The 23,529-nt window shown below is 66.7% G+C and carries 20 protein-coding genes; 12 read left to right on the plus strand and 8 right to left on the minus strand.

Annotated features, from left to right (window positions below; genetic code table 11):
* Nucleotides 1-16: 16 nt before the first annotated feature.
* The 3 genes from KF707C_RS04695 to KF707C_RS04705 form a co-directional block, all read right to left on the minus strand.
* Complete coding sequence (locus KF707C_RS04695; protein ID WP_231992324.1) at nucleotides 17-1,342, minus strand: OprD family outer membrane porin; 1,326 nt, start codon at nucleotides 1,340-1,342, stop codon at nucleotides 17-19.
* Between the two features lie 595 nt (nucleotides 1,343-1,937).
* On the minus strand, nucleotides 1,938-3,539 hold the full coding sequence (locus tag KF707C_RS04700; protein WP_003452038.1) for an ABC transporter substrate-binding protein: 1,602 nt from the start codon (nucleotides 3,537-3,539) through the stop codon (nucleotides 1,938-1,940).
* 212 nt (nucleotides 3,540-3,751) lie between these two features.
* On the minus strand, nucleotides 3,752-4,468 hold the full coding sequence (locus KF707C_RS04705; protein WP_003452039.1) for an SIMPL domain-containing protein: 717 nt from the start codon (nucleotides 4,466-4,468) through the stop codon (nucleotides 3,752-3,754).
* A 248-nt stretch (nucleotides 4,469-4,716) separates the two neighbouring features.
* Here KF707C_RS04705 and KF707C_RS04710 point away from each other — a divergent pair, with 248 nt between their 5' ends.
* From KF707C_RS04710 to KF707C_RS04725, 4 genes are all read left to right on the plus strand, one after another.
* Nucleotides 4,717-5,973, plus strand: coding sequence for an ATP-binding protein (locus KF707C_RS04710; RefSeq protein ID WP_003452040.1), 1,257 nt, complete (start codon nucleotides 4,717-4,719; stop codon nucleotides 5,971-5,973).
* A gap of 24 nt (nucleotides 5,974-5,997) precedes the next feature.
* On the plus strand, nucleotides 5,998-6,558 hold the full coding sequence (locus KF707C_RS04715) for a response regulator transcription factor (RefSeq protein ID WP_003452041.1): 561 nt from the start codon (nucleotides 5,998-6,000) through the stop codon (nucleotides 6,556-6,558).
* A 334-nt stretch (nucleotides 6,559-6,892) separates the two neighbouring features.
* Entirely contained in the window at nucleotides 6,893-7,315 is a 423-nt protein-coding gene (locus tag KF707C_RS04720; protein WP_003452042.1) for a bactofilin family protein, read from the plus strand.
* Nucleotides 7,316-7,384: 69 nt separating this feature from the next.
* Nucleotides 7,385-8,326, plus strand: a complete 942-nt coding sequence (locus tag KF707C_RS04725) for an AEC family transporter (RefSeq protein WP_003452043.1) — start codon at nucleotides 7,385-7,387, stop codon at nucleotides 8,324-8,326.
* Between the two features lie 31 nt (nucleotides 8,327-8,357).
* Here KF707C_RS04725 and KF707C_RS04730 read toward each other — a convergent pair whose 3' ends face one another.
* Genes KF707C_RS04730 through gatC form a run of 5 tightly spaced genes read right to left on the minus strand, consistent with a single transcriptional unit; the run spans nucleotide 8,358 to nucleotide 12,397 of the window.
* A complete protein-coding gene (locus tag KF707C_RS04730) occupies nucleotides 8,358-8,735 on the minus strand; it encodes a carboxymuconolactone decarboxylase family protein (protein WP_003452044.1) in 378 nt (125 codons plus the stop codon).
* A gap of 13 nt (nucleotides 8,736-8,748) precedes the next feature.
* Complete coding sequence (locus tag KF707C_RS04735; protein ID WP_036992800.1) at nucleotides 8,749-9,132, minus strand: septal ring lytic transglycosylase RlpA family protein; 384 nt, start codon at nucleotides 9,130-9,132, stop codon at nucleotides 8,749-8,751.
* A 54-nt stretch (nucleotides 9,133-9,186) separates the two neighbouring features.
* A complete protein-coding gene (gatB, locus tag KF707C_RS04740) occupies nucleotides 9,187-10,632 on the minus strand; it encodes an Asp-tRNA(Asn)/Glu-tRNA(Gln) amidotransferase subunit GatB (RefSeq protein WP_003452046.1) in 1,446 nt (481 codons plus the stop codon).
* A gap of 11 nt (nucleotides 10,633-10,643) precedes the next feature.
* Complete coding sequence (gatA, locus tag KF707C_RS04745; protein WP_003452048.1) at nucleotides 10,644-12,095, minus strand: Asp-tRNA(Asn)/Glu-tRNA(Gln) amidotransferase subunit GatA; 1,452 nt, start codon at nucleotides 12,093-12,095, stop codon at nucleotides 10,644-10,646.
* 14 nt (nucleotides 12,096-12,109) lie between these two features.
* Nucleotides 12,110-12,397 (minus strand): Asp-tRNA(Asn)/Glu-tRNA(Gln) amidotransferase subunit GatC, encoded by a 288-nt coding sequence (gatC, locus tag KF707C_RS04750; protein WP_003452050.1) that lies wholly within the window; start codon nucleotides 12,395-12,397, stop codon nucleotides 12,110-12,112.
* Nucleotides 12,398-12,616: 219 nt separating this feature from the next.
* On the opposite strand from gatC, the gene mreB reads away from it, so the two are divergent.
* The 8 genes from mreB to tldD all read left to right on the plus strand — a co-directional run bounded on the left by mreB (nucleotide 12,617) and on the right by tldD (nucleotide 23,522).
* On the plus strand, nucleotides 12,617-13,654 hold the full coding sequence (mreB, locus tag KF707C_RS04755; protein ID WP_003452051.1) for a rod shape-determining protein MreB: 1,038 nt from the start codon (nucleotides 12,617-12,619) through the stop codon (nucleotides 13,652-13,654).
* A gap of 72 nt (nucleotides 13,655-13,726) precedes the next feature.
* On the plus strand, nucleotides 13,727-14,749 hold the full coding sequence (mreC, locus tag KF707C_RS04760) for a rod shape-determining protein MreC (RefSeq protein WP_394340057.1): 1,023 nt from the start codon (nucleotides 13,727-13,729) through the stop codon (nucleotides 14,747-14,749).
* Entirely contained in the window at nucleotides 14,749-15,237 is a 489-nt protein-coding gene (gene mreD / locus KF707C_RS04765) for a rod shape-determining protein MreD (RefSeq protein ID WP_003448533.1), read from the plus strand. The genes mreC and mreD overlap by 1 nt, the downstream gene beginning before the upstream one ends.
* A 51-nt stretch (nucleotides 15,238-15,288) precedes the next feature.
* Nucleotides 15,289-15,879: a Maf family protein gene (locus KF707C_RS04770; protein WP_003448532.1), complete on the plus strand. Its 591-nt coding sequence runs from the start codon at nucleotides 15,289-15,291 to the stop codon at nucleotides 15,877-15,879.
* A 6-nt stretch (nucleotides 15,880-15,885) separates the two neighbouring features.
* Nucleotides 15,886-17,343, plus strand: a complete 1,458-nt coding sequence (gene rng / locus KF707C_RS04775; protein ID WP_003448531.1) for a ribonuclease G — start codon at nucleotides 15,886-15,888, stop codon at nucleotides 17,341-17,343.
* Nucleotides 17,344-17,356: 13 nt separating this feature from the next.
* Nucleotides 17,357-21,172, plus strand: coding sequence for a YhdP family protein (locus KF707C_RS04780; RefSeq protein ID WP_003448530.1), 3,816 nt, complete (start codon nucleotides 17,357-17,359; stop codon nucleotides 21,170-21,172).
* Between the two features lie 56 nt (nucleotides 21,173-21,228).
* Nucleotides 21,229-22,077: a carbon-nitrogen hydrolase family protein gene (locus KF707C_RS04785; protein WP_003448529.1), complete on the plus strand. Its 849-nt coding sequence runs from the start codon at nucleotides 21,229-21,231 to the stop codon at nucleotides 22,075-22,077.
* 2 nt (nucleotides 22,078-22,079) lie between these two features.
* Complete coding sequence (gene tldD, locus KF707C_RS04790) at nucleotides 22,080-23,522, plus strand: metalloprotease TldD (RefSeq protein ID WP_003448528.1); 1,443 nt, start codon at nucleotides 22,080-22,082, stop codon at nucleotides 23,520-23,522.
* The last annotated feature ends 7 nt before the right edge of the window (nucleotides 23,523-23,529 follow it).

The following is a 23,529-nucleotide window of genomic DNA, read 5'->3' on the forward strand; positions in this document are numbered from 1 at the left end:
CCGGCGCCGTGGTGATTCAGAGCAGGCTGAAGGGGAGGGTGGTGACGATCCGTAGTTCGTCGGCGCTGCCGTCCACTTGCTGCCGGCTTCCTCGATGGGACATCCAGGTGACCTTGAAGGTGGCGTCCTTGAGCTGACCTTCCCGAAGCCTGTAGCTGGCCGACAGGCCATATTCGTGGTGACGTTCCCCGTCCATGGCGCGTACCTCGGCGTAGTTGCCAAAGGCGCCGTTTCGGTCGCCTGTGTAACGGGTGCCGTCGATGTCCCAGCCCTTCACGTACCAGAGATGGGTGTCCAGGCCCGGTATTCCCAGGGAGTCCCAATCGGTCCGGTAGCTGATTTGCACCGACTTCTCATTGGGGCCGTTGTAGTCGGAGAACAGTGAGTTGGCCAGGTGGATCGCCCCCGTTTCGTGAACGTAGTCGAAGTATTCGTCGCCCCGGACCTGTTGCCACGCCAGGCTCAGCGCATGGGCCTTGTGGCTCAGGGTGAAGGCGAGGCTCCAGGCGTCGTTGTCGATGTAGCCCGCCTTGCGCGAGCCACTGTCGCGGGTGCGATAGGCATTCAGGGCGGTGTCCAGGGCCAGTGTGTCGCGGTCGCCCAGCCCGTGGAACAGGCCCAGGTAGAACTGGTCCCAGATGTCTTCTAAACGACCGCCGTAGACGGCGACTTCGAGCGCTTCGACGGGCCCGTAGCGTCCCCCGAGGTAATGCACCCGGTCGCCCTCGGCTTCGCGGGTGCCGTACTCGGTGGTGAAGGCCTCGTCGCCGGCGCCGGTCCTTGGGCTGACCCGGCGGAAGCTGCCGGCCTGCAGGTGCAGCGTGTCCAGTTCCTGGCTGTCGAGGGCCACACCGTCGAAGCTGGAGGGCAGCGCGCGGTTGTCGATGTAGCCGAATACCGGGGTGTCCACCAGGAAACGGCCTGCCTTGAGTTCGGTGCGGGAGGCTCGTAATCGCAGGTTGGCGATGCCGACCTTGGTCCATTGCGCGGGGGCGTGGCCATCGCTGTCCGTCAGGGTCCGGTTGCCGCCGCCACTGATTCGTCCCTTGCCGCGTTCCAGGTTGATGGCGTTGAAGGCGGCCAGGTCGAGGCCAACGCCCACCTCGCCTTCGGTGTAGCCCGAGCGGTAGCCGAGCTGGGTGCCCTGAACCAGGGTGTGCCGGGCCTGGGTAGCTTCCGGGGGACCCTGGCGCTTGGGGATTTCCAGGCCGAAGCTGTCCCGGTACCACTCTCGGGCGGCGAAGTTGCGGGTCGTGAGGTAGAGGCTCTGGCCTTCGACGAAGCCGTCGGCGCCGGCCTGGTCATTGCCGCTCTCGGCGAAGAGCATCGCACTGGAGGTCATGAGTGCCGCCCCCAGGAGGGCCGGTTTGGAGGGAATGTACATGGGATCGCTTCCTTCGTTGTTGTTGTGGCCGTCCAGGCGCGTGCCTTCCGCGAGACCGGATCACGACGGTGATGCCGGTCCTGGCAGGAGCAGGACGGTGGAGAGGATCGAACGGGGTGATCAGGCCGTGAGTGGCGGGTGACGGCGGCGTAGCCGATGCGGCGGGGCGTCTTCGTCGACCTTGCCAGGCCCGCCGTCGGTAAGGCGCCGGGTGGGAGGTGCTAGGTGGGGCTTGTCATTCTGGTGCATGGGGACCTCGTTCTAGTCATCAGGCGTGTCCATGCGAGTCTGTGGACTCGCGTGATTCCCCTGGACGGTTCAGGGACGTGCCCTGGGCGTTGCGGGGCGGGCGATGCAGATGTCCGGCTCGATGCCGATCCAGCGACGAGGAAGTTAAGTGTCACTTAAGTCTTGGGCAATTGATGGGCGTTGCCCCGTCCAGTGGGAAGGGGCTGATCGCGGGGGGGAATAATTCTTTGGTGACTGACGGGCGTGTGGTGGGGGCGATTGGGCATGTGGAAAAACGGGGCCTGTGCAGGCCCCGTTCTTCGGCTCACTGGCCGACACTGACCCCGTAGAAGGAGTTGAGGGCGAACGGGCTGATCCTGAAGTCCTGCACGTTCTTGCGCATGGGTTGGTAGACGGTGGAGTGGGCGATCGGGGTGATCGGCACCTGCGCCTTCAGAACATGCTGGGCCTGCTTGTACAGCTCGGTGCGCTTGGCCGTGTCCGAGGTGCTCTTGGCGGCCTTCACCAGCTTGTCGTAGTTGGCGTCGCACCATTTGGAGAAGTTGTTGCCGTCCACCGCGTCGCAACCGTAGAGGGTGCCCAGCCAGTTGTCCGGGTCGCCGTTGTCGCCGCTCCAGCCGATCAGCATGGCGTCGTGTTCACCCGCCTTGGAACGCTTGATGTACTCGCCCCATTCGTAGGTGACGATCTTCGCCTTGATGCCCACCTTGGCCCAATCGGACTGGAGCATCTCGGCCATCAGCTTGGCGTTGGGGTTGTAGGGGCGCTGCACGGGCATGGCCCAGAGGGTGATCTCGGTGCCCTCGGCAACGCCGGCGGCCTTGAGCAGGGCCTTGGCCTTCTCGGGGTCGTAGCCGGCGTCCTTGATGGTCTCGTCGTAGGACCACTGGGTCGGCGGCATGCCGTTGACGGCGAGCTGGCCGGCGCCCTGGTAGACGGCGTCGATGATGGCCTGCTTGTTCACCGCCATGTCCAGCGCCTGACGCACCTCGAGCTTGTCGAAAGGCTTGTGGGTGACGTTGTAGGCGATGTAGCCGAGGTTGAAGCCCGGCTGCGAGGGCATGTTCAGGTTCGGGTCCTTCTTCAGCGCCTCGAGGTCGGCGGGGCGGGGGAAGAGGGTGACCTGGCATTCGCCGGCCCTGAGCTTCTGCATGCGCACCGAGGCGTCGGTGTTGATGGCGAAGATCAGGTTGTCGATCTTCACGTCCTCGGGCTTCCAGTACGCCTTGTTGCCGGCGAAGCGGATCTGCGCGTCCTTCTGGTAGCGCTTGAACACGAAGGGGCCGGTGCCGATGGGCTTCTGGTTGATGTCGGCGGCCTTGCCGGCCTTGAGCAACTGGTCGGCGTACTCGGCGGACTGGATGGAGGCGAAGCTCATGGCCAGGTTCTGGATGAAGGCGGCGTCCACCTGGTTGAGGGTGAAGCGGACGGTCTTGTCGTCGAGCTTCTCCACCTTGGCGATGTTCGCGTCCATGCCCATGTCGGTGAAGTAGGGGAACTCGGTGGGGTACGCCTTGCGGAAGGGGTGCTCCTTGTCGAGCATGCGCTGGAAGGTGAAGACCACGTCATCGGCGTTGAAGTCGCGGGTCGGCTTGAAGTATTCGGTGCTGTGGAACTTCACGCCGGAGCGCAGGTGGAAGGTGTAGACGAGCCCGTCGGGCGACACTTCCCACTTCTCCGCCAGCCCCGGTTCGACGGCGGTGCCGCCGCGCTCGAACTGGGTCAGGCGGTTGAACAGGGTCTCGGCCGCCGCGTCGAAGTCGGTGCCGGTGGTGTACTGGCCGGGGTCGAAGCCGGCGGGGCTGCCTTCGGAGCAGAAGACCAGGTTGCTGGCGGCGCTTGCGAAGGGTGCGCTGGCGATCAGCCCAGCGGCGATAAGTGCCTGGATGACGGCGTTTTTACGCATGTTGACCTCATCTTTGTTGTGTTTTTCATCTTGAGGGGTCCCTTGTGGAGACCTTGCGTGAAGCTATGCAGGGCAGATGCCTGACGCAATAGCGAGGCCGGAAGGAGTGTAGTTGGAGGAGTAAAGCTGTAAGGGCGTGTCGCAATTCTGCAAGTCGCGCCCCGGCGGGGGCGAGGGCGCCGCTCCGACCCGGAGCGGCGCGGTGTGCGCGATCAGGGCATCTGCACTTCGATGGTGCCGTCGGCGGTGACGTTGACGCGACTGGTGCCTGCCTCGATCTCCGGCACGGCGGAATCGGCGGCGTAACCCTTGGCGGCCATGGCGCGCATCATGATCGGCTGCGGCGGTTGGAAGCCCGCACTGTTCAGACTCAGGTTGACCAGCTTGTAGCCTTTGCCGCCCAGGGCGTCGGTGGCCAGTTGGGCGCGAGCCTTGAAGGCGTCCACGGCTTGCTTGATCAGGTCGTCCTCGTGGGTCTTGCGGGTCTTCTCGGCGATGCTGAAGTTCATCCCGGCCATCTTCAGCTGGCCCATCAGGTCGGCGCTGAGCTGGGACAGGGTGGCGAAGTCGGCGCTTTCCAGGCGCAGTTCGGCGCGCTCGCGCCAGGCGGTGATCTTCTGGCCTTTCTCGTCGTAGACCGGATAGCTGTTGCGGCTGCCCAGGCTCAGGGTCACGCCCTTGGTCTTGCGGGCCTTGTCCACGGCGGCATTGAGGGTGCGGGTGATCTCGTCCGCCAGCTTGGCGGGGTCGGTGTTCTGGGCCTCGCTGTAGAGGGTGACGTGCATCAGGTCGTGGGCCACTTCCTGGCTGACTTCGGCGCGCACGGCGACCTGGTTGTAGCGGGGTTCGTCGGCGGCCTGGGCGGTGAGGCCGCCAAGGCTGGCGGCACAGAGGGCGAGGGCGGCGGCGAGTTGGCTGAATCTGGGCATGAGGGCTCCTTGTGGGACAGGCTTGCGCGCGGGTTGCGCGACGATTGCTTCCTCTTGGACGAGGGTGATCGTCCAGACGGGTTAAGGCTGCTGCACATTGACTGGAAAACGGGACGCTAGTTCCAGAGTGGCGGGCGGCGGGCCTTCGAGGGGATCGCATCTCTCCCGCTCTGCTCACTGCGGCGAGTTGCCACAGGGGCGAGGCGGGCACAGCCTTGGTTATACTCCGGCGATTCCAGGGAGTCCCCATGCTCGAACCCGTACAGCTACTGTCCGCCAGCCGCCAGAACCTGCTGCGGCTGACCCTGATCCGCATCCTCGTCCTGGCCGCCCAGGCCGGCTCGGTCGGCCTCGCGTTCAAGACGCAACTGCTGCAACTGCCCTGGCTGGCCCTGAGCGTCACGCTGGGGGTATCGCTGCTGTTGTGCATCGGCACGGCCTTGCGTCTGCGAGGGCCCTGGCCGGTGACCGAGCTGGAGTACGCCGTCCAGCTCGGCTTCGACCTGATCATCCACAGCGTGCTGCTGTACTTTTCCGGGGGCTCCACCAACCCCTTCGTCTCCTATTACCTGGTGCCGCTGACCATTGCCGCAGCCACCCTGCCCTGGCTCTATACCGTCACGCTGGCGGGCCTGGCGCTGGCGGCCTACACCCTGCTGCTGGTGCTCTTCCATCCATTGGAGATGCCCAGCGGGCAGCGCGAGTCCCTGCTGGTCTACGGGATGTGGCTGAGCTTTGCCCTGGCGGCGGCGCTGATCACCTTCTTCGTCGCCCGCATGGCGGAGGAGTTGCGGCGCCAGGACCAGTTGCAGGCGGTGCGGCGCGAGGAAAGCATGCGCGACCAGCAGTTGCTGGCGGTGGCGACCCAGGCTGCCGGTGCCGCCCACGAACTGGGGACGCCCCTGGCCACCATGAGCGTCCTGCTCAAGGAGTTGCGCCAGGAGTACCGCGAGGCGCCCGGCCTGCAGGATGACCTGGCGCTGCTGCAGCAGCAGGTGATGCTTTGCAAGGACACCCTGCAGCAGTTGGTGCGGGCCGCCGAGGCGGACAGGCGTCAGGCGGTGGTGGAGCAGTCGGTCATCGAGTGGCTGGAGGTGACCCTGAACCGCTGGCACCTGATGCGTCCGGAGGCCACCTACCGCTACCAGTGCACGGGCCTTGGGGTCGCCCCCAGGCTGAAGCCTCCGGCGGACCTGACCCAGGCGCTGCTGAACCTGCTCAACAACGCCGCCGACGCCTGTCCGGAAAAGCTCGACATCCGCGTCAACTGGGATCACCAGTGGATAGTGCTGACCATTCGCGACCATGGCGCCGGTGTGCCCCTGGCGATCGCCGAGCAACTGGGACGGCCCTTCTTCACCACCAAGGGCAAGGGCTTCGGGCTGGGCCTGTTCCTCAGCCAGGCCAGCGTCACCCGTGCCGGTGGCACGGTTAAACTCTATAACCATGAAGAGGGCGGTACCCTGACCGAGCTGCGCCTGCCACGCGCCTACGGTGTCGCCTGAGTGCCTTGACGAAGAGGAAGCGAGATGACTGACGAACCCCTGATCGAAGGCGAGGAACAACCGCACCTGCTCCTGGTGGACGACGACGCCACCTTCACCCGGGTCATGGCCCGTGCCATGGGGCGGCGGGGGCTGAGGGTGTCGGTGGCCGGCTCCGCGGAGGAGGGATTGCGCATGGCCAAGGAGGACCTGCCCGACTACGCCGTGCTGGACCTGAAGATGGACGGGGATTCCGGTCTGGTGCTGCTGCCCAAGCTGCTGGAGCTGGATGCCGAGATGCGGGTGGTGATCCTCACCGGCTATTCGAGCATCGCCACCGCGGTGGAAGCCATCAAGCGCGGCGCGACCAATTACCTGTGCAAGCCGGCCGATGCCGATGACGTGCTGACTGCGCTGCTGTCCGAGCACGCCGACCTCGATAGCCTGGTGCCGGAGAACCCGATGTCGGTGGATCGCCTGCAGTGGGAGCACATCCAGCGTGTGCTGGCCGAGCACGACGGCAACATCTCCGCCACGGCCCGCGCCCTCGGCATGCACCGCCGTACCCTGCAGCGCAAGCTGCAGAAGCGCCCTGTCCGGCGCTGATCCCGCCGGGAGCCCAGCCGGGCTCCCACCGACCGGGCGCGCGTCGGCGTCGCCCGGCCTCAGAACGGCTCAATCGCCATCAATCGTTCGCATTTGTCGTCAGCCAGGCCGGGACAGGCTCGGCATGCGGCTAGGCTCCGTTGCCCGAGGCCATGGGGCGATGCATCCCCTGGTCCGGTCTGGAGGGCGCTTCCCGGCATCCGATGCCCCCGGAAGGTGATCTTCGCCCCGGTGGGCGCAGCTTGCAGGAGTTCCCGAGTCGTTGCGTCGAGGCGCGCTCGGCCGGGGCAGGGCCCTGCCGGCAATCAGCGCCGGGAACCATGAGGAGGTCGGCATGTTTGGCAGGCGTCGCAAGAACGATGGGCAGCGCGTGGACAGGTTCCCCAGCCTGCTGGCGCGGAATGTATCGCTGGTGGGGCATGTGGAGTTCGAGCAGGGGCTCGAGGTCCTGGGGCTGATCCAGGGGAATGTGTCGCAGCGTCCAGGCGTCACCGGGATGCTGTCATTGCGTGCGGAGGGCCGGATCGAAGGCGATGTCAGTTGCCATGATGCGCTGATCGACGGAACCATCGTGGGCGATCTGGAGGTGGAGCACCTGCTGGAACTGCGCGCCAGCGCCAGGGTGATCGGCAACATCAGCTACCGCCTGCTCAGCATGGAGCCTGGAGCCACCGTGGAGGGTACCCTGACCCGGCTGGGCACCGATGACGACGGCATGGGGGAGCCGCCCCGACTGTTGCGGGTGGACCTGATGTGAATGCGGCGACGCGCAGGGTCGGCCCCTTGCTATCATCGCGGCTTTCCGCCCGCATCTCCGGCTACCGCCATGCTCGCCCTGTTGATCCAGACCCTGGGCATCACCGCCCCCGTGTTCTCCATGCTGTTCCTTGGCGTGTTCCTCAGGCGCGTCGGCTGGATCGACGCGGCCTTCATCCAGACAGCGTCGGCGCTGGTGTTCAATGCCACCATGCCGACCATGCTGTTCCTCGGGATCTACCACGCCGACCTGCATCGCGCGGCGCGGCCGGCCGTGCTGCTGTATTTCTTCGCGGCGACCCTGGCGGGTTTCCTGCTCGCCTGGGGATGGTCATTGTGGCGCGTGCCCCGGGCCGATCGCGGCATCTATACCCAGGGCGCGTTCCGTGGCAACAACGGCATCGTCGGACTGGCGCTCGCCACCAGTCTCTACGGTGACCATGGCCTGGCGCTGGGCTCGGTGCTCGCGGCGCTGGTGATCCTGGCCTACAACAGTCTGTCCGCCGTGGTGCTGGCGATCTACAGCCCGTACATGAAGTCCGACCCCTGGAGCATTCTCAAGAGCGTGCTGCGCAACCCGCTGATTCTCGGGGTGCTGGTGGCGCTGCCTTTCTCCTGGTGGCAGATCGGCTTGCCGGCCTGGCTGCTCACCTCGGCCGACTACTTCGCCCAGATGACGCTGCCGCTGGCGCTGATCTGCATCGGCGGGACGCTGTCGCTGGCCTCCTTGCGCAAGAGCGGCGGCGTGGCCGTCAGCGCCAGCCTGATGAAGATGCTGTGGATTCCATTGCTCGCCACCCTTGGCGCCTGGCTGTGCGGGTTCCGTGGCGCCGAACTGGGGGTGCTGTTCCTTTATTTCGCCAGTCCCACGGCGGCCGCCAGCTATGTGATGGCGCGCGGGGCGGGCGGGAACCATGAGTTGGCCGCCGCGATCATCGTGATCACCACATTGCTCGCGGCGGTGAACACCAACCTGGGGATCTTCCTGCTGCAGTGGGGCGGCTGGATCTGATCTCCGGGCAGGTCGGCCGAGATCCCGGGCTTCAGGCCTTCTGGTAGTCGTCGATGATTTCCTGGGCCGCGCGGAATGCGTCGATGGCGGCCGGCACGCCGGCGTACACGGCGCAATGCAGCAGGGCTTCGCGGATCTCCTCCACGCTGCAGCCATTGTTCAGGGCGCCACGCACGTGGCCCTTGAGTTCCTGGGGACATTTCAGCGCGGTGAGGGCGGCCAGGGTGATCAGGCTGCGGGTCTTGCGGTCCAGGCCCTCGCGGTTCCAGACGCCGCCCCAGGCGTGTTCGTTGACGAATTCCTGCAGGGGCTGGGTGAAGGCGGTGGCGTTGCCCAGGGCGCGGTCGACGAAGGCGTCGCCCATGACTTCGCGGCGGACCTGGATGCCGGGTTTGCGTGCGTCGCTCATTGTGGTTCTCCAGTCAGTCGAGGGATTCCACCCTTACCCGGACCACGCCCGCACGAAGCATGCCCAGCCGGTCGGCGGCCTCGCGGGAGAGGTCGATGATCCGGCCTCGGATGTGGGGACCGCGATCGTTGATGCGTACCACCACCGAACGGTCATTGTTGAGGTTGGTCACCTTGACCCGGGTGCCGAAGGGCAGGGTGCGGTGGGCGGCCGTCAGGGCATGTTGATTGAAGCGCTCGCCGCTGGCGGTGCGCTTGCCGTGGTGCTTGGCGCCGTAGTACGACGCCTTGCCTTCGGCGCGGTAGTCGTGGCCGCTTTCGCCGCCGCCGAAGGGACTGGTGCTGCAGCCGGACAGCAGGAGGGCCAGTACCGGGAGCCAGAAAAGGGATCGAAACATGCTGAGGGTCTCGGACATGAAAACGCCGGGCAAGCCCGGCGTCCTCGATGGGGGTCAGCTTTCGAGCTTCTTCTTGAGCAATTCGTTCACCTGGCCGGGGTTGGCCTTGCCCTTGGAAGCTTTCATGGCCTGGCCGACGAAGAAGCCGAACATCTTGCCGCGCTTGGCTTCATCGCTGGCGCGGTACTGCTCGACCTGCTCGGCGTTGGCGGCCAGCACGTCGTCCAGCATCGCCTCGATGGCGCCGGTGTCGGTGACCTGCTTGAGGCCCTTCTTCTCGATGATCTCGTCGGCACTGCCTTCACCGGCGGCCATGGCTTCGAAGACCATCTTGGCGATCTTGCCGGAGATGGTGTTGTCCTTGATGCGCAGGATCATGCCGCCCAGCTGCTCGGCGGAAACCGGCGACTGCTCGATCTCCAGGCCGTCCTTGTTGAGCAGGCTGGAGAGTTCGCCCATCACCCAGTTGGCGGCCAGCTTGGCGTCGCCGCAGACCCCTTGCACGGACTCGAAGTAGTCGGCCATCTCGCGGCTGGCCGAGAGCACGCTGGCGTCGTAGGCGGAGAGGCCGAACTGGCGCTCGAAGCGCTCGCGCTTCTGCACCGGCAGTTCCGGCAGCTCGGCACGCACTTCGTCGAGGAAGCTCTTCTCGATCACCACCGGCAGCAGGTCGGGGCAGGGGAAGTAACGGTAGTCGTTGGCTTCTTCCTTGCCGCGCATGGAGCGGGTCTCGTCCTTGTTGGGGTCGTACAGACGGGTTTCCTGCACCACCTTGCCACCGTCCTCGATCAGCTCGATCTGGCGCTGGATCTCGTGGTTGATGGCTTTCTCGATGAAGCGGAAGGAGTTGACGTTCTTGATCTCGGCGCGGGTGCCGAACTCGGCCTGGCCCTTGGGGCGCACCGAGACGTTGCAGTCGCAACGCAGGGAGCCCTCGGCCATGTTGCCGTCGCAGATGCCGAGGTAGCGCACCAGCGCGTGGATGGCCTTGACGTAGGCGACGGCTTCCTTGGCGCTGCGGATGTCCGGCTCGGAGACGATCTCCAGGAGCGGGGTGCCGGCGCGGTTCAGGTCGATGCCGCTCATGCCGTGGAAGTCTTCGTGCAGGCTCTTGCCGGCGTCTTCTTCCAGGTGTGCGCGGGTGATGCCGATGCGCTTGACGGTGCCGTCTTCCAGGGTGATGTCCAGATGGCCCTTGCCGACGATGGGCAGGTCCATCTGGCTGGTCTGGTAGCCCTTGGGAAGGTCAGGGTAGAAGTAGTTCTTGCGGGCGAAGACGTTCTTCTCGGCGATTTCGGCGTCGATCGCCAGGCCGAACTTCACGGCCATGCGCACGGCTTCCTCGTTCAGCACCGGCAGGGTGCCGGGCATGCCGAGGTCCACCAGGCTGGCCTGGGTGTTGGGTTCGGCGCCGAAGGTGGTGGCGCTGCCGGAGAAGATCTTCGATTGGGTGCTGAGCTGGGCGTGGATCTCGAGCCCGATCACGGTTTCCCATTGCATGTGTGTCGTCCTCAGAATCCGGCCGGGGCCTGTTGGTGCCAGTCGGTGACCTGCTGGTACTGGTGGGCCACGTTGAGCAGGCGCGCTTCCTGGAAATAGGGGGCGAGCAGCTGCACGCCCACCGGCAGGCCATCGACGAAGCCGGCGGGCATGGAGAGGCCCGGCAGGCCCGCCAGGTTGGCGGTGATGGTGTAGATGTCTTCCAGGTACTGGGCCACCGGGTCGTTGTTCTTCTCGCCCAGTTTCCAGGCCGGGTTCGGCGTGGTCGGGCCGAGGATCACGTCGACGTCGGCGAAGGCCGCGACGAAGTCGTTCTTGATCAGGCGGCGGATCTTCTGCGCCTTCAGGTAGTAGGCGTCGTAGTAGCCGGCGGAGAGGGCGTAGGTGCCGACCATGATGCGGCGCTTCACTTCGCTGCCGAAACCTTCGGCGCGGGAGCGCTTGTAGAGGTCTTCCAGGTTCTGCGGGTTCTCGCAGCGGTAGCCGAAGCGCACGCCGTCGAAGCGCGACAGGTTGGAGGAGGCTTCCGCCGGGGCGATCACGTAGTAGGCCGGAATGGCGTGCTGCATGTTCGGCAGGGAGACTTCCTTCACGCTGGCGCCGAGCTTCTTCAGTTCTTCCACCACGGCCATCACGGCGGCACCGATTCGGGCATCGAGGCCGGCACCGAAGTACTCCTTCGGCAGGCCGATGCGCAGGCCTGCCAGGGGCTTGGCCAGGGCGGTGAGGTAGTCGTCCACCGGGGTGTCGACGCTGGTGGAGTCCTTGGGGTCGAAGCCGGCGATGGTGCCGAGCATTAGCGCGCAGTCCTCGGCGGTGCGGGCCAGCGGGCCGCCCTGGTCGAGGCTGGAGGCGTAGGCGATCATGCCCCAGCGCGACACGCGGCCGTAGGTGGGCTTGATGCCGGTGAGGTTGGTGAAGGCGGCCGGCTGGCGGATCGAGCCGCCGGTGTCGGTGCCGGTGGCTGCCGGCACCAGGCGTGCGGCGACGGCGGCGGCGGAGCCGCCGGACGAGCCACCCGGCACGCGGTCGAGGGCCCAGGGGTTCTTCACCGCGCCGTAGTGGCTGGATTCGTTGGAGGAGCCCATGGCGAACTCGTCCATGTTCAGCTTGCCGAGGCTGACGGCGCCGGCGGCCTTGAGGCGGGCCACCACGGTGGCGTCGTAGGGGGCCTTGAAGCCGTCGAGGATCTTCGAGGCGCAACTGGTCAGCACGCCTTCGGTGCAGAACAGGTCCTTGTGGGCGATGGGCGCACCGAGCAGGGCACCCTCTTCACCCGCGGCGCGACGGGCATCGGCCGCCTTGGCCTGCTCGAGGGCCAGGTCCTCGGTGACGGTGATGAAGCTGTTGAGTTGCGGGTCGAGTTGGCGAATGCGGGCCAGCAGGCCGCGGGTCAGCTCTTCTGCGGAGAATTCCTTGGCCGCAAGGCCACGGGCGATCTCGGCGAGGGTCAATTGATGCATGGGAAACCCTTTGCTTATTCGATGACTTTGGGCACGAGGTAGAGGCCGTTTTCGACGGCCGGCGCGATGGCCTGGTAGGCATCGCGACGATTCTCCTCGGTGACGCGGTCGGCGCGCAGGCGCTGGGTGGCGTCCAGGGGGTGGGCCAGGGGCTCGATGCCGTCGGTGTCCACCGCCTGCATGGCGTCGATCAGGCCGAGGATGTTGTTCAGGGTCTCGGTGGTACGCGGGATATCGGCTTCATTCAGGCCCAGTCGGGCGAGATGGGCGATCTTTTCCACGTCGGAGCGTTCAAGCGCCATCGGGGTTCTCCAACTTTGAAGCGGCCTCGGAGGGCAGCCGACCGTGCGGGAATCGAGCGGGGAACGGTGCTGCGAACGGGCGGTCAAAGGCCGCGATGATGGGCCTTGATGGCCCGGAAAAACAGGCAATTTAACATATCGGCGCCTTGCCCAAAATCCCCGTCGTTGTTAGAGTTTGCCGCACTTTTTTACCCACGCGTTGCCTAGGGTCCCTCTCCCATGTTCAAGAAACTGCGTGGCATGTTTTCCAGCGATCTGTCGATCGACCTGGGCACTGCCAATACCCTTATTTACGTGCGCGAGCGCGGTATCGTCCTCAACGAGCCCTCCGTGGTCGCCATCCGTAACCACGGCAACCAGAAAAGCGTCGTGGCCGTGGGTACCGAGGCCAAGCGTATGCTGGGCCGTACCCCTGGCAACATTTCCGCCATCCGCCCGATGAAGGACGGCGTCATCGCCGACTTCAGCGTCTGCGAAAAGATGCTGCAGTACTTCATCAACAAGGTGCATGAGAACAGCTTCCTGCAGCCCAGCCCCCGCGTGCTGATCTGCGTACCCTGCAAGTCCACCCAGGTGGAACGTCGCGCCATCCGTGAGTCCGCCCTGGGCGCCGGCGCCCGCGAAGTCTTCCTGATCGAAGAGCCCATGGCGGCCGCCATCGGCGCCGGCCTGCCGGTTGAGGAAGCCCGTGGCTCCATGGTCGTCGACATCGGCGGCGGCACCACCGAGATCGCCCTGATCTCCCTGAACGGCGTGGTCTACGCCGAGTCCGTGCGCGTGGGCGGCGACCGCTTCGATGAAGCCATCGTCACCTACGTGCGTCGCAACTACGGCAGCCTGATCGGTGAATCCACCGCCGAGCGCATCAAGCAGGAAATCGGCACCGCGTACCCGGGTGGCGAGATCCGCGAAATCGACGTCCGTGGCCGCAACCTGGCGGAAGGCGTACCGCGCAGCTTCACCCTGAACTCCAACGAGGTGCTGGAAGCGCTGCAGGAGTCCCTGGCGACCATCGTCCAGGCCGTGAAGAGCGCCCTGGAACAGTCGCCGCCGGAGCTGGCGTCCGATATCGCCGAGCGGGGCCTGGTCCTGACCGGCGGTGGCGCGCTGCTGCGCGACCTGGACAAGCTGCTGGCCCAGGAGACCGGCCTGCCGGTGATCGTCGCCGAGGACCCGCTGACTTGCGTGGCCCGTGGCGGCGGCCGTGCCCTGGAAATGATGGATCGTCACGCGATGGACCTGCTCTCCACCGAGTGAGGTTGGAGAGCTTCAGCCTAGGAGCGGGCCATCAAGCCGCTATTCACCAAGGGACCTTCGCTCGGCGTGCGCATGCTGGTGTTCGCCGTGCTTTCGGCCGCGCTGATGGTGGTCGACGCCCGCTTCGATACCCTGAAGCCTCTGCGCAGCCAGATGGGGCTGGTGCTGACGCCCTTCTACTGGACGGCCGACCTGCCGGTCCGGGTCTGGGATGGGGTCAGCGACCAGTTCACCAGCCGCAGTACCCTGATCGCCGAAAACGAGAAGCTCAAGGCCGAGGCCCTGCTGATGCAGCGCCGCCTGCAGAAGCTGGCCACCCTCACCGAGCAGAACGTGCGCCTGCGCGAGCTGCTCAATTCCTCCGCCCTGGTGGATGAGAAGGTGCTGGTGGGCGAGCTGATCGGTGTCGATCCGAACCCCTTCACCCACCGCATCCTGATCGACAAGGGCGAGAAGGACGGCGTGTTCCTCGGCCAGCCGGTGCTGGATGCGCGAGGCCTGATGGGCCAGGTGGTGGAGGTGATGCCCTATACCGCCCGTGTCCTGTTGCTGACCGATACCACCCACAGCATTCCGGTGCAGGTGAACCGCAATGGCCTGCGCGCCATCGCCAGCGGCACCGGCAATCCGGAGCGTCTCGAACTGCGTCACGTGGCCGACACGGCGGATATCAAGGAAGGCGATCTGCTGGTGAGTTCCGGCCTGGGGCAGCGATTCCCCGCCGGCTACCCGGTGGCCACCGTCAAGGAAGTGATCCACGACTCCGGCCAGCCCTTCGCCATCGTCCGTGCCGTGCCGACCGCCGCCCTGAACCGCAGCCGCTACATGCTGCTGGTGTTCACCGATACCCGCTCCCCCGAGGAGCGCGCCAACGACGCCGCCAGGGCCCAGGAAGCCGCCGATCGCGAAGCCGCCACCGGGGCCGCGCCGAATGGCACGACGCCCGCGACGCCGGCCGCCGGCGCGGCGGCCATTGCCCCCGCCGCCACTGCGCCTGCCGCTGCACCGGCTGCTGCACCGGGCGCCGCGACACCGGCTGCCCAGCCGGCACCGGCCCGGTCCCCGGCCGCGCCGAATTCCCAGGAGGCCCGTTGATGGTCGGCCAGAGTTCCAACAATGGCTGGGTGATCTGGCTCAGCCTACTCCTGGCGCTGCTGCTCAGCGTCGGACCGGTGCCCAGCTTCATGGAGTTCGGCCGCCCGTTGTGGTTGGCGCTGTTTCTCACCTACTGGACCCTGGCCCTGCCACATCGGGTCGGCATGACCACCGCCTGGGTGCTCGGACTGGCGGAGGATGTGCTTTACGGCACGCTCCTGGGGCAGAACGCCTTGATCCTGGCGCTGATCACCTTCCTGGTGCTGACCCTGCACCAGCGCCTGCGCATGTTCCCGATGTGGCAGCAATGCCTGGTGTTGCTCGTTGTCTTCGGCCTGGCCCAGCTGGTGCAGCTGTGGCTCAATGCCCTTACCGGTAACCGTCCTCCGACCCTGGTCTTCCTGTTGCCCGCGCTGGTCAGCGCGTTGCTCTGGCCCTGGGTCTACGCCGCGCTGCGCGGCACGAGTCGCCGCCTCAACGTTCATTGATCGGCTTGCGGCCCTGTCGCAAGCTTCTGTCTACGACAGGGAGAAGTCCGCATGGCCATGCTGTATCTGGCTTCGGGGTCGCCGCGCCGGCGCGAGCTGCTGGCGCAGATCGGCGTTCCCCATGTCACCCTGGTCGCCTCCATAGACGAGACCGCCCGCCCCGGCGAAAGCGCTTCCACCTATGTGGAGCGCCTGGCGCGGGAGAAGGCCCTGGTGGGGCTGGCCACGCTGGACGACCCCCGCGATGCCTGTGTGCTGGGCGCCGACACTGCGGTGGTGCTGGATGGCTGCATTCTCGGCAAGCCGGCCGATCGCGAGGATGCCCTGTCCACCCTGGCCCGGCTTTCCGGTCGTGAGCATGAGGTGCTCACCGCCATCGCCCTGGCGTCTGCTGGACGCTGCGAGTCCCGCGTGGTGGCCAGTCGGGTACGCTTCCGCCCCATTTCCCCCAGCGAGATCGACGCCTACTGGTCCAGTGGCGAGCCAGCCGACAAGGCGGGCAGCTACGCTATCCAGGGGCTGGGCGCGGTGTTCGTCAGTCGGGTCGAGGGCAGTTATTCCGCGGTAGTGGGATTACCGCTGCTGGAGACGGCGGAGATGCTTGCCGAATTCGGTATTCCTTGTTGGCAGCACCTGGGATAGGACCGCATGAGCGAAGAGATTCTGATCAATATCACGCCGATGGAATCGCGCGTGGCCGTGGTGGAGAACGGTGTGCTGCAGGAGGTGCATGTCGAGCGCACCCAGCGCCGTGGCATCGTCGGCAACATCTACAAGGGGAAGGTGGTTCGGGTCCTGCCGGGCATGCAGGCCGCCTTCGTCGACATCGGCCTGGACCGTGCGGCCTTCATCCATGCCTCCGAGATCAGCAGTCGTGAGGGCAGCGCGGTGGAAAGCATCAGCGCCCTGGTCCATGAAGGCCAGAGCCTGGTGGTGCAGGTCACCAAGGACCCCATCGGCAGCAAGGGCGCCCGCCTGACCACCCAGCTCTCGATCCCGTCCCGCTACCTGGTCTACATGCCGCGCACCAGCCATGTGGGCATTTCCCTGAAGATCGAGGACGAGGCCGAGCGCGAGCGCCTGAAGCAGGTGGTAGCCGACTGCATCGCCGCCGAAGGCATCGAGGAGGCCGGAGGTTTCATCCTGCGTACCGCCGCCGATGGCGCCCGGGCCGACGAGATCCTGGTGGATATCCGTTACCTGCGCCGACTCTGGGAGCAGATTTCCGCGCAGATCCAGACCGCGCCGGCGCCCTCGGTGATCTACGAGGACCTCAGTCTGGCCCTCCGCACCCTGCGCGACCTGGTCAATCCGCGCATCGAGAAGATCCGCATCGACTCCCGGGAAACCTTCCAGAAAGTCACCCAGTTCGTCGACGAACTGATGCCCGAGATCGCCGACCGCCTGGAGCACTACCCCGGCGAGCGGCCGATCTTCGACCTCTACGGTGTCGAGGACGAAATCCAGAAGGCCCTGGAGCGCAAGGTGCTGCTGAAGTCCGGCGGCTACCTGATCATCGACCCGACCGAGGCGATGACCACCATCGACGTGAACACCGGCGCCTTCGTCGGCCACCGCACCCTGGAAGAGACCATCTTCAAGACCAACCTGGAGGCCGCCACCGCCATCGCCCGCCAGCTGCGCCTGCGCAACCTGGGGGGGATCATCATCATCGACTTCATCGACATGGAAGATGAAGAGCACCAGCGCCAGGTCCTGCGCACCCTGGAGAAGCAGCTGGAGCGCGACCATGCCAAGACCAACATCATCGGCATCACCGAGCTGGGCCTGGTGCAGATGACCCGCAAGCGCACCCGCGAGAGCCTGATCCAGGTGCTGTGCGAGCCCTGCTCTGCCTGCCAGGGGCGGCGGTTGCTGAAGACCGCTGAAACCATCTGCTACGAGATCTTCCGCGAGATCCTGCGGGAGGCCCGCGCCTATCAGGCGGAAGGCTACCTGGTGCTGGCCAACCAGAAGGTGGTGGATCGCCTGCTGGACGAGGAGTCGGGCAACGTGGCCGACCTCGAAGCCTTTATCGGCCGGCCCATCAAGTTCCAGGTGGAGACCATGTACTCCCAGGAGCAGTACGATGTCGTCCTGCTCTGAGGCGACCCGCTGAGTGGACAGCTTCGTGCGCGTCCTGATCCGTGCCCTGCGCTGGTCACTGGGGCTCTGTGCCCTGGTCCTGGTGCTGGCGGCGCTCTACGTCAGCCTGGGGCGGGAACTGGTACCCCTGGTGGCCGAGTACCGCGCGGAAGTGGAATCCAGGGCCAGCGAAGCCATTGGCCGTCCCCTGGGAATCGGCAGCCTGGAAGGCCGTTGGCACGGATTCTCGCCCCTGCTCATCGCCCACGATGTGATGCTCGGCGACGACGAGGGTGCGTTGCGCCTGGATCAGGTCCGGGTGATTCCCGATGTGCTCGGCAGCCTGCTGGCGCGGCAGCCGCGCATTGCACGGATCGAACTCGAGGGCCTGCAGTTGGGGGTGCGTCAGGACGCCGCCGGGCAATGGCACCTGGAGGGATTCACCGCGAAGTCGGACACGCCCCTTCCGGGCCCCCGCCAGGTCCGCGAGCTGCTCCAGCGCATCGGCCAGGTCTCGGTGCTGAACAGCCAGCTCACCCTGGAGCCCCATGCCCAGGCGCCCCTGACCTTCGCCTATGTCAATCTCAGCCTGCGCACCGGGATTACCCGGCAGCGCCTGGACGGTCGGCTCAACCTGCCCGATGGCCAGCCGATGGCCCTGCGACTGCGCAGCCGGCTGAACGCGGAGACCTGGTTCAAGAGCGAGGCCGAGGTGTACCTGAGCCTGCCCCAGACCGACTGGGCCCGCTGGCTGCCGTCCGGCCTGGCCCCGGACTGGCGCCTGCAGCGTCTCCAGGCCGGTGGCGAGTTCTGGGGCGAGTGGGCGGACGGCCTGCAACGGGTCGCCCTGCGCCTGCATGCGCCGGAGCTGAAAGGCGCCTACGCCACACGCAAGCCGGTGACCCTGCAGGACCTGGCCCTCAATGCCTACTTCATCCGTCAGCCGGACGGGTACCAGATGCTGGTGGATTCCCTGGCGGCCGATATCGGCGCGCAGCGCTGGGGTGACATCCGCCTGCGCCTGGACCGCAAGGCGGGTGAACAGCCGGAGTGGCGCCTGGGCGCCGATCGACTGGACCTTGCGCCCCTGCTGCCGGTGGTGGAGGCGCTGGTGCCGTTGCCCGAGGCGGCCGCCGAGGCCGTTGCCGCACTCAAGCCCCGGGGTGCCCTGCGCAACATCAACCTGGTCTATCGCCCGGCGGAGTCCGGCCCCGGCCGGCTCACCTACGGCGCCAACCTGAATGACGTGGGCTTCGAGGCCTACCATGGCGCTCCGGCGGTCGAGAATGTCAGCGGCAGCCTGACCGGCGACCTCGCCCGAGGCGAGCTGCGCCTGGACAGCCGCGACTTCGCCCTGCATCTGGATCACCTCTTTCCCAAGCCCTGGCGCTATCGGGAGGCCCGCGCCCGGCTGACCTGGGCCCTGGATGACAGCGCCTTCACCCTCGCCAGCCCCTACATGCGGCTGAAAGGCGAGGAGGGCAGCATCGCCGGTGACATGCTGATACGGCTGATGCGCGACCCCGCCGCCGAGGATTACATGGACCTGCGGGTCGGCTTGACGGAGGGCGATGCCCGCTATACCGAGAAGTACCTGCCCACCCGCTCTCCCGGGCTCAGTCCGGCACTGGCGACCTGGCTCAAGGAGGCCATCCGAGGCGGGGCGGTGGACGAAGGTTTCTTCCAGTACCAGGGTTCCCTGGCCCATGGGGCCGACCCGGGGGCCCGCTCCCTCAGCCTGTTCTTCAAGGTCCATGACGCCGAACTGGCCTACCAGCCCGGTTGGCCGGAGTTGCGCGAAGCGCGCGGCGATGTGTTCATCGAGGACAGCGGGGTGAGGATCGAGGTGCCGGCCGGCCGCATCCTCGATTCGCGGGTCAGCGATGCCAGGGCCGAGGTGCCCCATGTGGAGCCTGGAGCGGTGCCGCGCCTGCTGCTGGATGCCCAGTTGCAGAGCAATTTCGTCGATGGCCTGAAGATCCTCCGCGAAGCGCCGATGGGGACCGCGCAGATTTTCGAGGGCTGGCAGGGCGAGGGCGCCCTGGATGGCCGTCTCAAGCTGGATATTCCCCTGGAGAAAGGTCATGCGCCCCAGGTCGTGGTGGACCTGGCCACGACAGGCGCGCAGTTGAAGATCCCACGTCCGGAGCTCGCCTTCAGCCAGCTTCGCGGCGCCTTCCGCTATGACACCGCCAAGGGGCTCAGCGCCCAGGACCTCCGTGGCCAGGCATTCGGACGCGAGGTGCGGGTAAGGGCCCTGGCAGAGGGGCGCAATGGGCAGGCGCGCTCGCGAATCCTCGCAACCGGCGCCATCGCCCTCAAGGACCTGACGGCCTGGCTCGGTGTCACCCAGGCGCTGCCCGCGAGTGGCACCTTGCCCTACAGCCTGAACCTCAGCCTCGACGGCCAGGACAGCCAGCTGCGAGTCGATTCGAGCCTGAGGGGGCTGGCCCTGGACCTGCCCGCGCCCTTCGGCAAGGCGGCCGACGACACCCGCGATACCACCTGGCGCATGACGCTGGAAGGCGACGAGCGGCGATACTGGCTGGACTACGCGGGCGTCGCCAGCCTGGTGCTGGCAGCACCGGTGGGCAAGCTGGACCAGGCGCGCGGCGACCTGGTGCTGGGAGGCGGGACGGCCAGTCTCCCCGGTAGTCCCGGCCTGCGGGTGCGCGGGCGGCTCGACGAGCTGGAGGCCTCGCCCTGGCAGAAACTGGCCGCTCGGTACGCGCCCAGCGAGAGCACCGAGAAGGCGCGGATGCTGCGCAGCGTCGATCTGGATATCGCGCGATTCTGGGGGTTCGGCCTGGACATGGAGAACCTCAAGGTAAGTCTGGAGCGTGCGCCGGCCGCCTGGAGCCTTGGCCTCGACAGCGCCCTGGTCACGGGCAAGGTGGTGCTGGCGGATGCCGAGGGAAGCCCGATCTCCGTTCAGCTGAAGCAGGTTCGCCTGCCCAAACCGCCGGAAAGCGAGGTCGAGGCGGACGCCAGGCCCGATCCGCTGGCGGGTGTCGATCCGCGCAGCGTACCGGCGCTGGATGTGCGCATCGACCAGGTGGTGCTGGGGGATTCGCCCCTGGGCGCCTGGTCATTCAAGGCCCGGCCCAATGCCCGCGGCCTGCTATTCAGCGATCTGGATCTCGACCTCCGGGGGCTCAAGGTCACCGGCTCCGCGGGTTGGGAAGGCACCGCCGAAAGCAGTGCATCCTGGTACAAGGGGCGCCTCGAAGGGCGCAATCTGGCGGATGTGCTGACGGCCTGGAACTTCGCCCCTTCGGCCACCAGCGAACGCTTTCGCCTGGATGCCGATGGTCGTTGGCCGGGCTCGCCGGCCTGGGTAAGCCTGAAACGCTACTCCGGCTCCCTGGACGCCAGCCTGAGCAAGGGGCAGTTCGTCGAAGTGGAGGGCGGCGCGCAGGCCCTGAGGGTGTTCGGCCTGCTCAACTTCAACTCCATCGGTCGGCGGCTGCGCCTGGATTTCTCCGACCTGCTGGGCAAGGGCCTGGCCTACGACCGTGTCAGGGGGCTGCTGGTGGGCAGTGAGGGCCGCTTCGTCACCCGTAACCCCATCGTCCTGGAAGGGCCCTCCAGTGGCCTGGAGCTGGACGGCACCCTCGACCTCGCGTCCGATCGCATCGACGCCAAGCTGCTGGTGACCTTGCCGGTGACCAACAACTTGCCGCTGGCCGCGCTGATCGTCGGCGCTCCGGCCATCGGCGGGGCCCTGTTCGTGGTGGACAAGCTGCTGGGTGACCGGGTCGCCCGCTTCGCCAGCGTCCAGTACAGGGTGGAAGGTTCCTGGAAGAGCCCCAAGATCACCTTCGACAAGCCATTCGAGAAGCCTCGCTGAAGCGAGCGGCATCAGCTTGGGTTAGGATGCATTTCATGTCCCGCTCGGAGAGTCCGATGTCCCTTGCCGTGATTCAGATGGTCAGCCAGGCCGATGTCCCGGCCAACCTCGCCAGCGCCCGACGCCTGCTGGAACAGGCGGCCGAAGGTGGCGCCCGCCTCGCGGTGCTGCCGGAGAATTTCGCCGCCATCGGCCGCCCGGACCTGGCGGCGATCGGTCGTGCCGAAGCCGAGGGCAGCGGACCCATCCTCCCCTGGCTGAGCCAGGCGGCGCGTGACCTGGGGCTGTGGATCGTCGCCGGGACCCTGCCGTTGCCGCCCGATGGCCGTCCCCAGGACAAGCCCAATGCCTGCTCGCTTCTGATAGACGAGCGCGGCGAGCGCGTGGCCCGCTACGACAAGATCCACCTGTTCGACGTCGACGTGAGCGACAATCGCGGGCGCTACCGCGAGTCCGACGACTACGCCCATGGCGATCGGGTGGTGGTGGCCGATACCCCGGTGGGCCGGCTGGGCCTCACCGTCTGCTATGACCTGCGCTTTCCCGAACTCTACGGCGCCCTGCGCGAAGCCGGCGCCGAACTCATCACCGCGCCTTCGGCCTTCACGGCCGTGACCGGTGCCGCCCATTGGCAGGTGCTGGTGCGTGCCCGGGCTATCGAGACCCAGTGCTACCTGCTCGCGGCAGGGCAGGGCGGTATCCACCCGGGTCCACGCGAGACCTTTGGTCATTCGGCCATCGTCGATCCCTGGGGGCGGGTCCTGGCGGAGCAGCCCCGTGGCGAGGCCGTGTTGCTGGCCGAACGCGATTCCGCCGAACAGGCCGCGATCCGCCAGCGCATGCCGGTGAGCACCCACAGACGATTCATGACGCCGGCCAACCCTGGGCCGGCGCGTACGGAGTAGTTATGAGCGATCTCTTGTTATCCGTCAGCGAGCACCTGTTGGCGCCTGGCGACCTCAGCATCGAGCAGCTTCCGGAGATCCTCGGCGAACTCGCCGGTCCCGGTATCGATGCGGCCGATCTCTATTTCCAGGGTCAGGTCTCCGAGTCCTGGGTCCTGGAGGACGGCATCGTCAAGGAAGGCAGCTTCCACCTCGACCAGGGCGTGGGCGTGCGCGCCCAGTCCGGTGAGAAGACCGGCTTCGCCTACAGCAATGCGATCACCTTCGATGCGCTGCGCCAGGCGGCGCGGGCGGCCCGCTCGATTTCCCGTGCCGGCCAGGAGGGGCGGGTGCAGGCGTTCGCCAGTCCGCAGGTCACACGCCTGTATGACTCCAGCAGTCCGCTGGAGGTCATCAGCCGCGCCGAGAAAGTGGAGTTGCTGAAAAGGGTGGATGCCGCCACCCGTGCCCTCGACCCTCGCATCAAGCAGGTGACCGTGAGCATGGCGGGCGTATGGGAGCGCATCCTGATCGCCGCCAGCGACGGCAGCCTGGGTGCCGATGTGCGACCGTTGGTGCGTTTCAATGTGAGCGTGATCGTCGAGCAGAATGGCCGCCGCGAGCGCGGTGGCCATGGCGGTGGCGGCCGGACCGACTACCGCTATTTTCTCCAGGAAGACCGCGCCATGGGCTACGCCCGTGAGGCGCTGCGCCAGGCGCTGGTCAACCTGGAAGCGGTGCCCGCTCCGGCCGGCACCCTTCCGGTGGTGATGGGCGCGGGCTGGTCCGGCGTCCTGTTGCACGAGGCGGTGGGGCACGGCCTGGAAGGGGACTTCAATCGCAAGGGCAGCTCCGCCTACAGCGGGCGGATCGGGGAGAAAGTGGCTTCCAGCCTTTGCACCATCGTCGACGATGGCACCCTGGCCCAGCGCCGGGGCTCGCTGAGCATCGACGACGAAGGCACCCCGACCCAATGCACCACGCTGATCGAGAACGGTGTGCTCAAGGGCTATATGCAGGACAAGCTCAACGCGCGGCTGATGAAGGTGGCGCGTACCGGCAACGGTCGCCGCGAGTCCTACGCGCACCTGCCGATGCCGCGCATGACCAACACCTACATGCTGGCCGGCCAGAGCGATCCGCAGGAAATCATCGCCTCCGTCGAACGCGGCCTTTACTGCGCCAACCTCGGTGGCGGCCAGGTGGACATCACCAGCGGCAAGTTCGTGTTCTCCACCAGCGAGGCCTACCTGATCGAGAACGGCAGGATCACCACGCCGGTGAAGGGCGCCACGCTGATCGGCAATGGTCCCGAGGCCATGAGTCGCGTCTCCATGGTCGGCAACGACCTGGCACTGGACAGCGGTGTGGGCACCTGTGGCAAGGACGGGCAGTCGGTTCCGGTGGGCGTGGGCCAGCCTACGCTGAAGATCGACGCGATGACGGTGGGAGGGACCGGGGCCTGACGGCCCC

The sequence above is a fragment of the Pseudomonas furukawaii genome (genome assembly GCF_002355475.1).
Taxonomy (GTDB): Bacteria; Pseudomonadota; Gammaproteobacteria; order Pseudomonadales; family Pseudomonadaceae; genus Metapseudomonas; species Metapseudomonas furukawaii.

What these genes read in the sequence shown, in the direction of transcription:
- KF707C_RS04695 (WP_231992324.1), bottom strand. Translation starts at nt 1,342, where the DNA reads ATGACCTCCAGTGCGATGCTCTTCGCCGAGAGCGGCAATGACCAGGCC.
- KF707C_RS04700 (WP_003452038.1), bottom strand. Translation starts at nt 3,539, where the DNA reads ATGCGTAAAAACGCCGTCATCCAGGCACTTATCGCCGCTGGGCTGATC.
- KF707C_RS04705 (WP_003452039.1), bottom strand. Translation starts at nt 4,468, where the DNA reads ATGCCCAGATTCAGCCAACTCGCCGCCGCCCTCGCCCTCTGTGCCGCC.
- KF707C_RS04710 (WP_003452040.1), top strand. Translation starts at nt 4,717, where the DNA reads ATGCTCGAACCCGTACAGCTACTGTCCGCCAGCCGCCAGAACCTGCTG.
- KF707C_RS04715 (WP_003452041.1), top strand. Translation starts at nt 5,998, where the DNA reads ATGACTGACGAACCCCTGATCGAAGGCGAGGAACAACCGCACCTGCTC.
- KF707C_RS04720 (WP_003452042.1), top strand. Translation starts at nt 6,893, where the DNA reads ATGTTTGGCAGGCGTCGCAAGAACGATGGGCAGCGCGTGGACAGGTTC.
- KF707C_RS04725 (WP_003452043.1), top strand. Translation starts at nt 7,385, where the DNA reads ATGCTCGCCCTGTTGATCCAGACCCTGGGCATCACCGCCCCCGTGTTC.
- KF707C_RS04730 (WP_003452044.1), bottom strand. Translation starts at nt 8,735, where the DNA reads ATGAGCGACGCACGCAAACCCGGCATCCAGGTCCGCCGCGAAGTCATG.
- KF707C_RS04735 (WP_036992800.1), bottom strand. Translation starts at nt 9,132, where the DNA reads ATGTTTCGATCCCTTTTCTGGCTCCCGGTACTGGCCCTCCTGCTGTCC.
- gatB (WP_003452046.1), bottom strand. Translation starts at nt 10,632, where the DNA reads ATGCAATGGGAAACCGTGATCGGGCTCGAGATCCACGCCCAGCTCAGC.
- gatA (WP_003452048.1), bottom strand. Translation starts at nt 12,095, where the DNA reads ATGCATCAATTGACCCTCGCCGAGATCGCCCGTGGCCTTGCGGCCAAG.
- gatC (WP_003452050.1), bottom strand. Translation starts at nt 12,397, where the DNA reads ATGGCGCTTGAACGCTCCGACGTGGAAAAGATCGCCCATCTCGCCCGA.
- mreB (WP_003452051.1), top strand. Translation starts at nt 12,617, where the DNA reads ATGTTCAAGAAACTGCGTGGCATGTTTTCCAGCGATCTGTCGATCGAC.
- mreC (WP_394340057.1), top strand. Translation starts at nt 13,727, where the DNA reads ATGCTGGTGTTCGCCGTGCTTTCGGCCGCGCTGATGGTGGTCGACGCC.
- mreD (WP_003448533.1), top strand. Translation starts at nt 14,749, where the DNA reads ATGGTCGGCCAGAGTTCCAACAATGGCTGGGTGATCTGGCTCAGCCTA.
- KF707C_RS04770 (WP_003448532.1), top strand. Translation starts at nt 15,289, where the DNA reads ATGGCCATGCTGTATCTGGCTTCGGGGTCGCCGCGCCGGCGCGAGCTG.
- rng (WP_003448531.1), top strand. Translation starts at nt 15,886, where the DNA reads ATGAGCGAAGAGATTCTGATCAATATCACGCCGATGGAATCGCGCGTG.
- KF707C_RS04785 (WP_003448529.1), top strand. Translation starts at nt 21,229, where the DNA reads ATGTCCCTTGCCGTGATTCAGATGGTCAGCCAGGCCGATGTCCCGGCC.
- tldD (WP_003448528.1), top strand. Translation starts at nt 22,080, where the DNA reads ATGAGCGATCTCTTGTTATCCGTCAGCGAGCACCTGTTGGCGCCTGGC.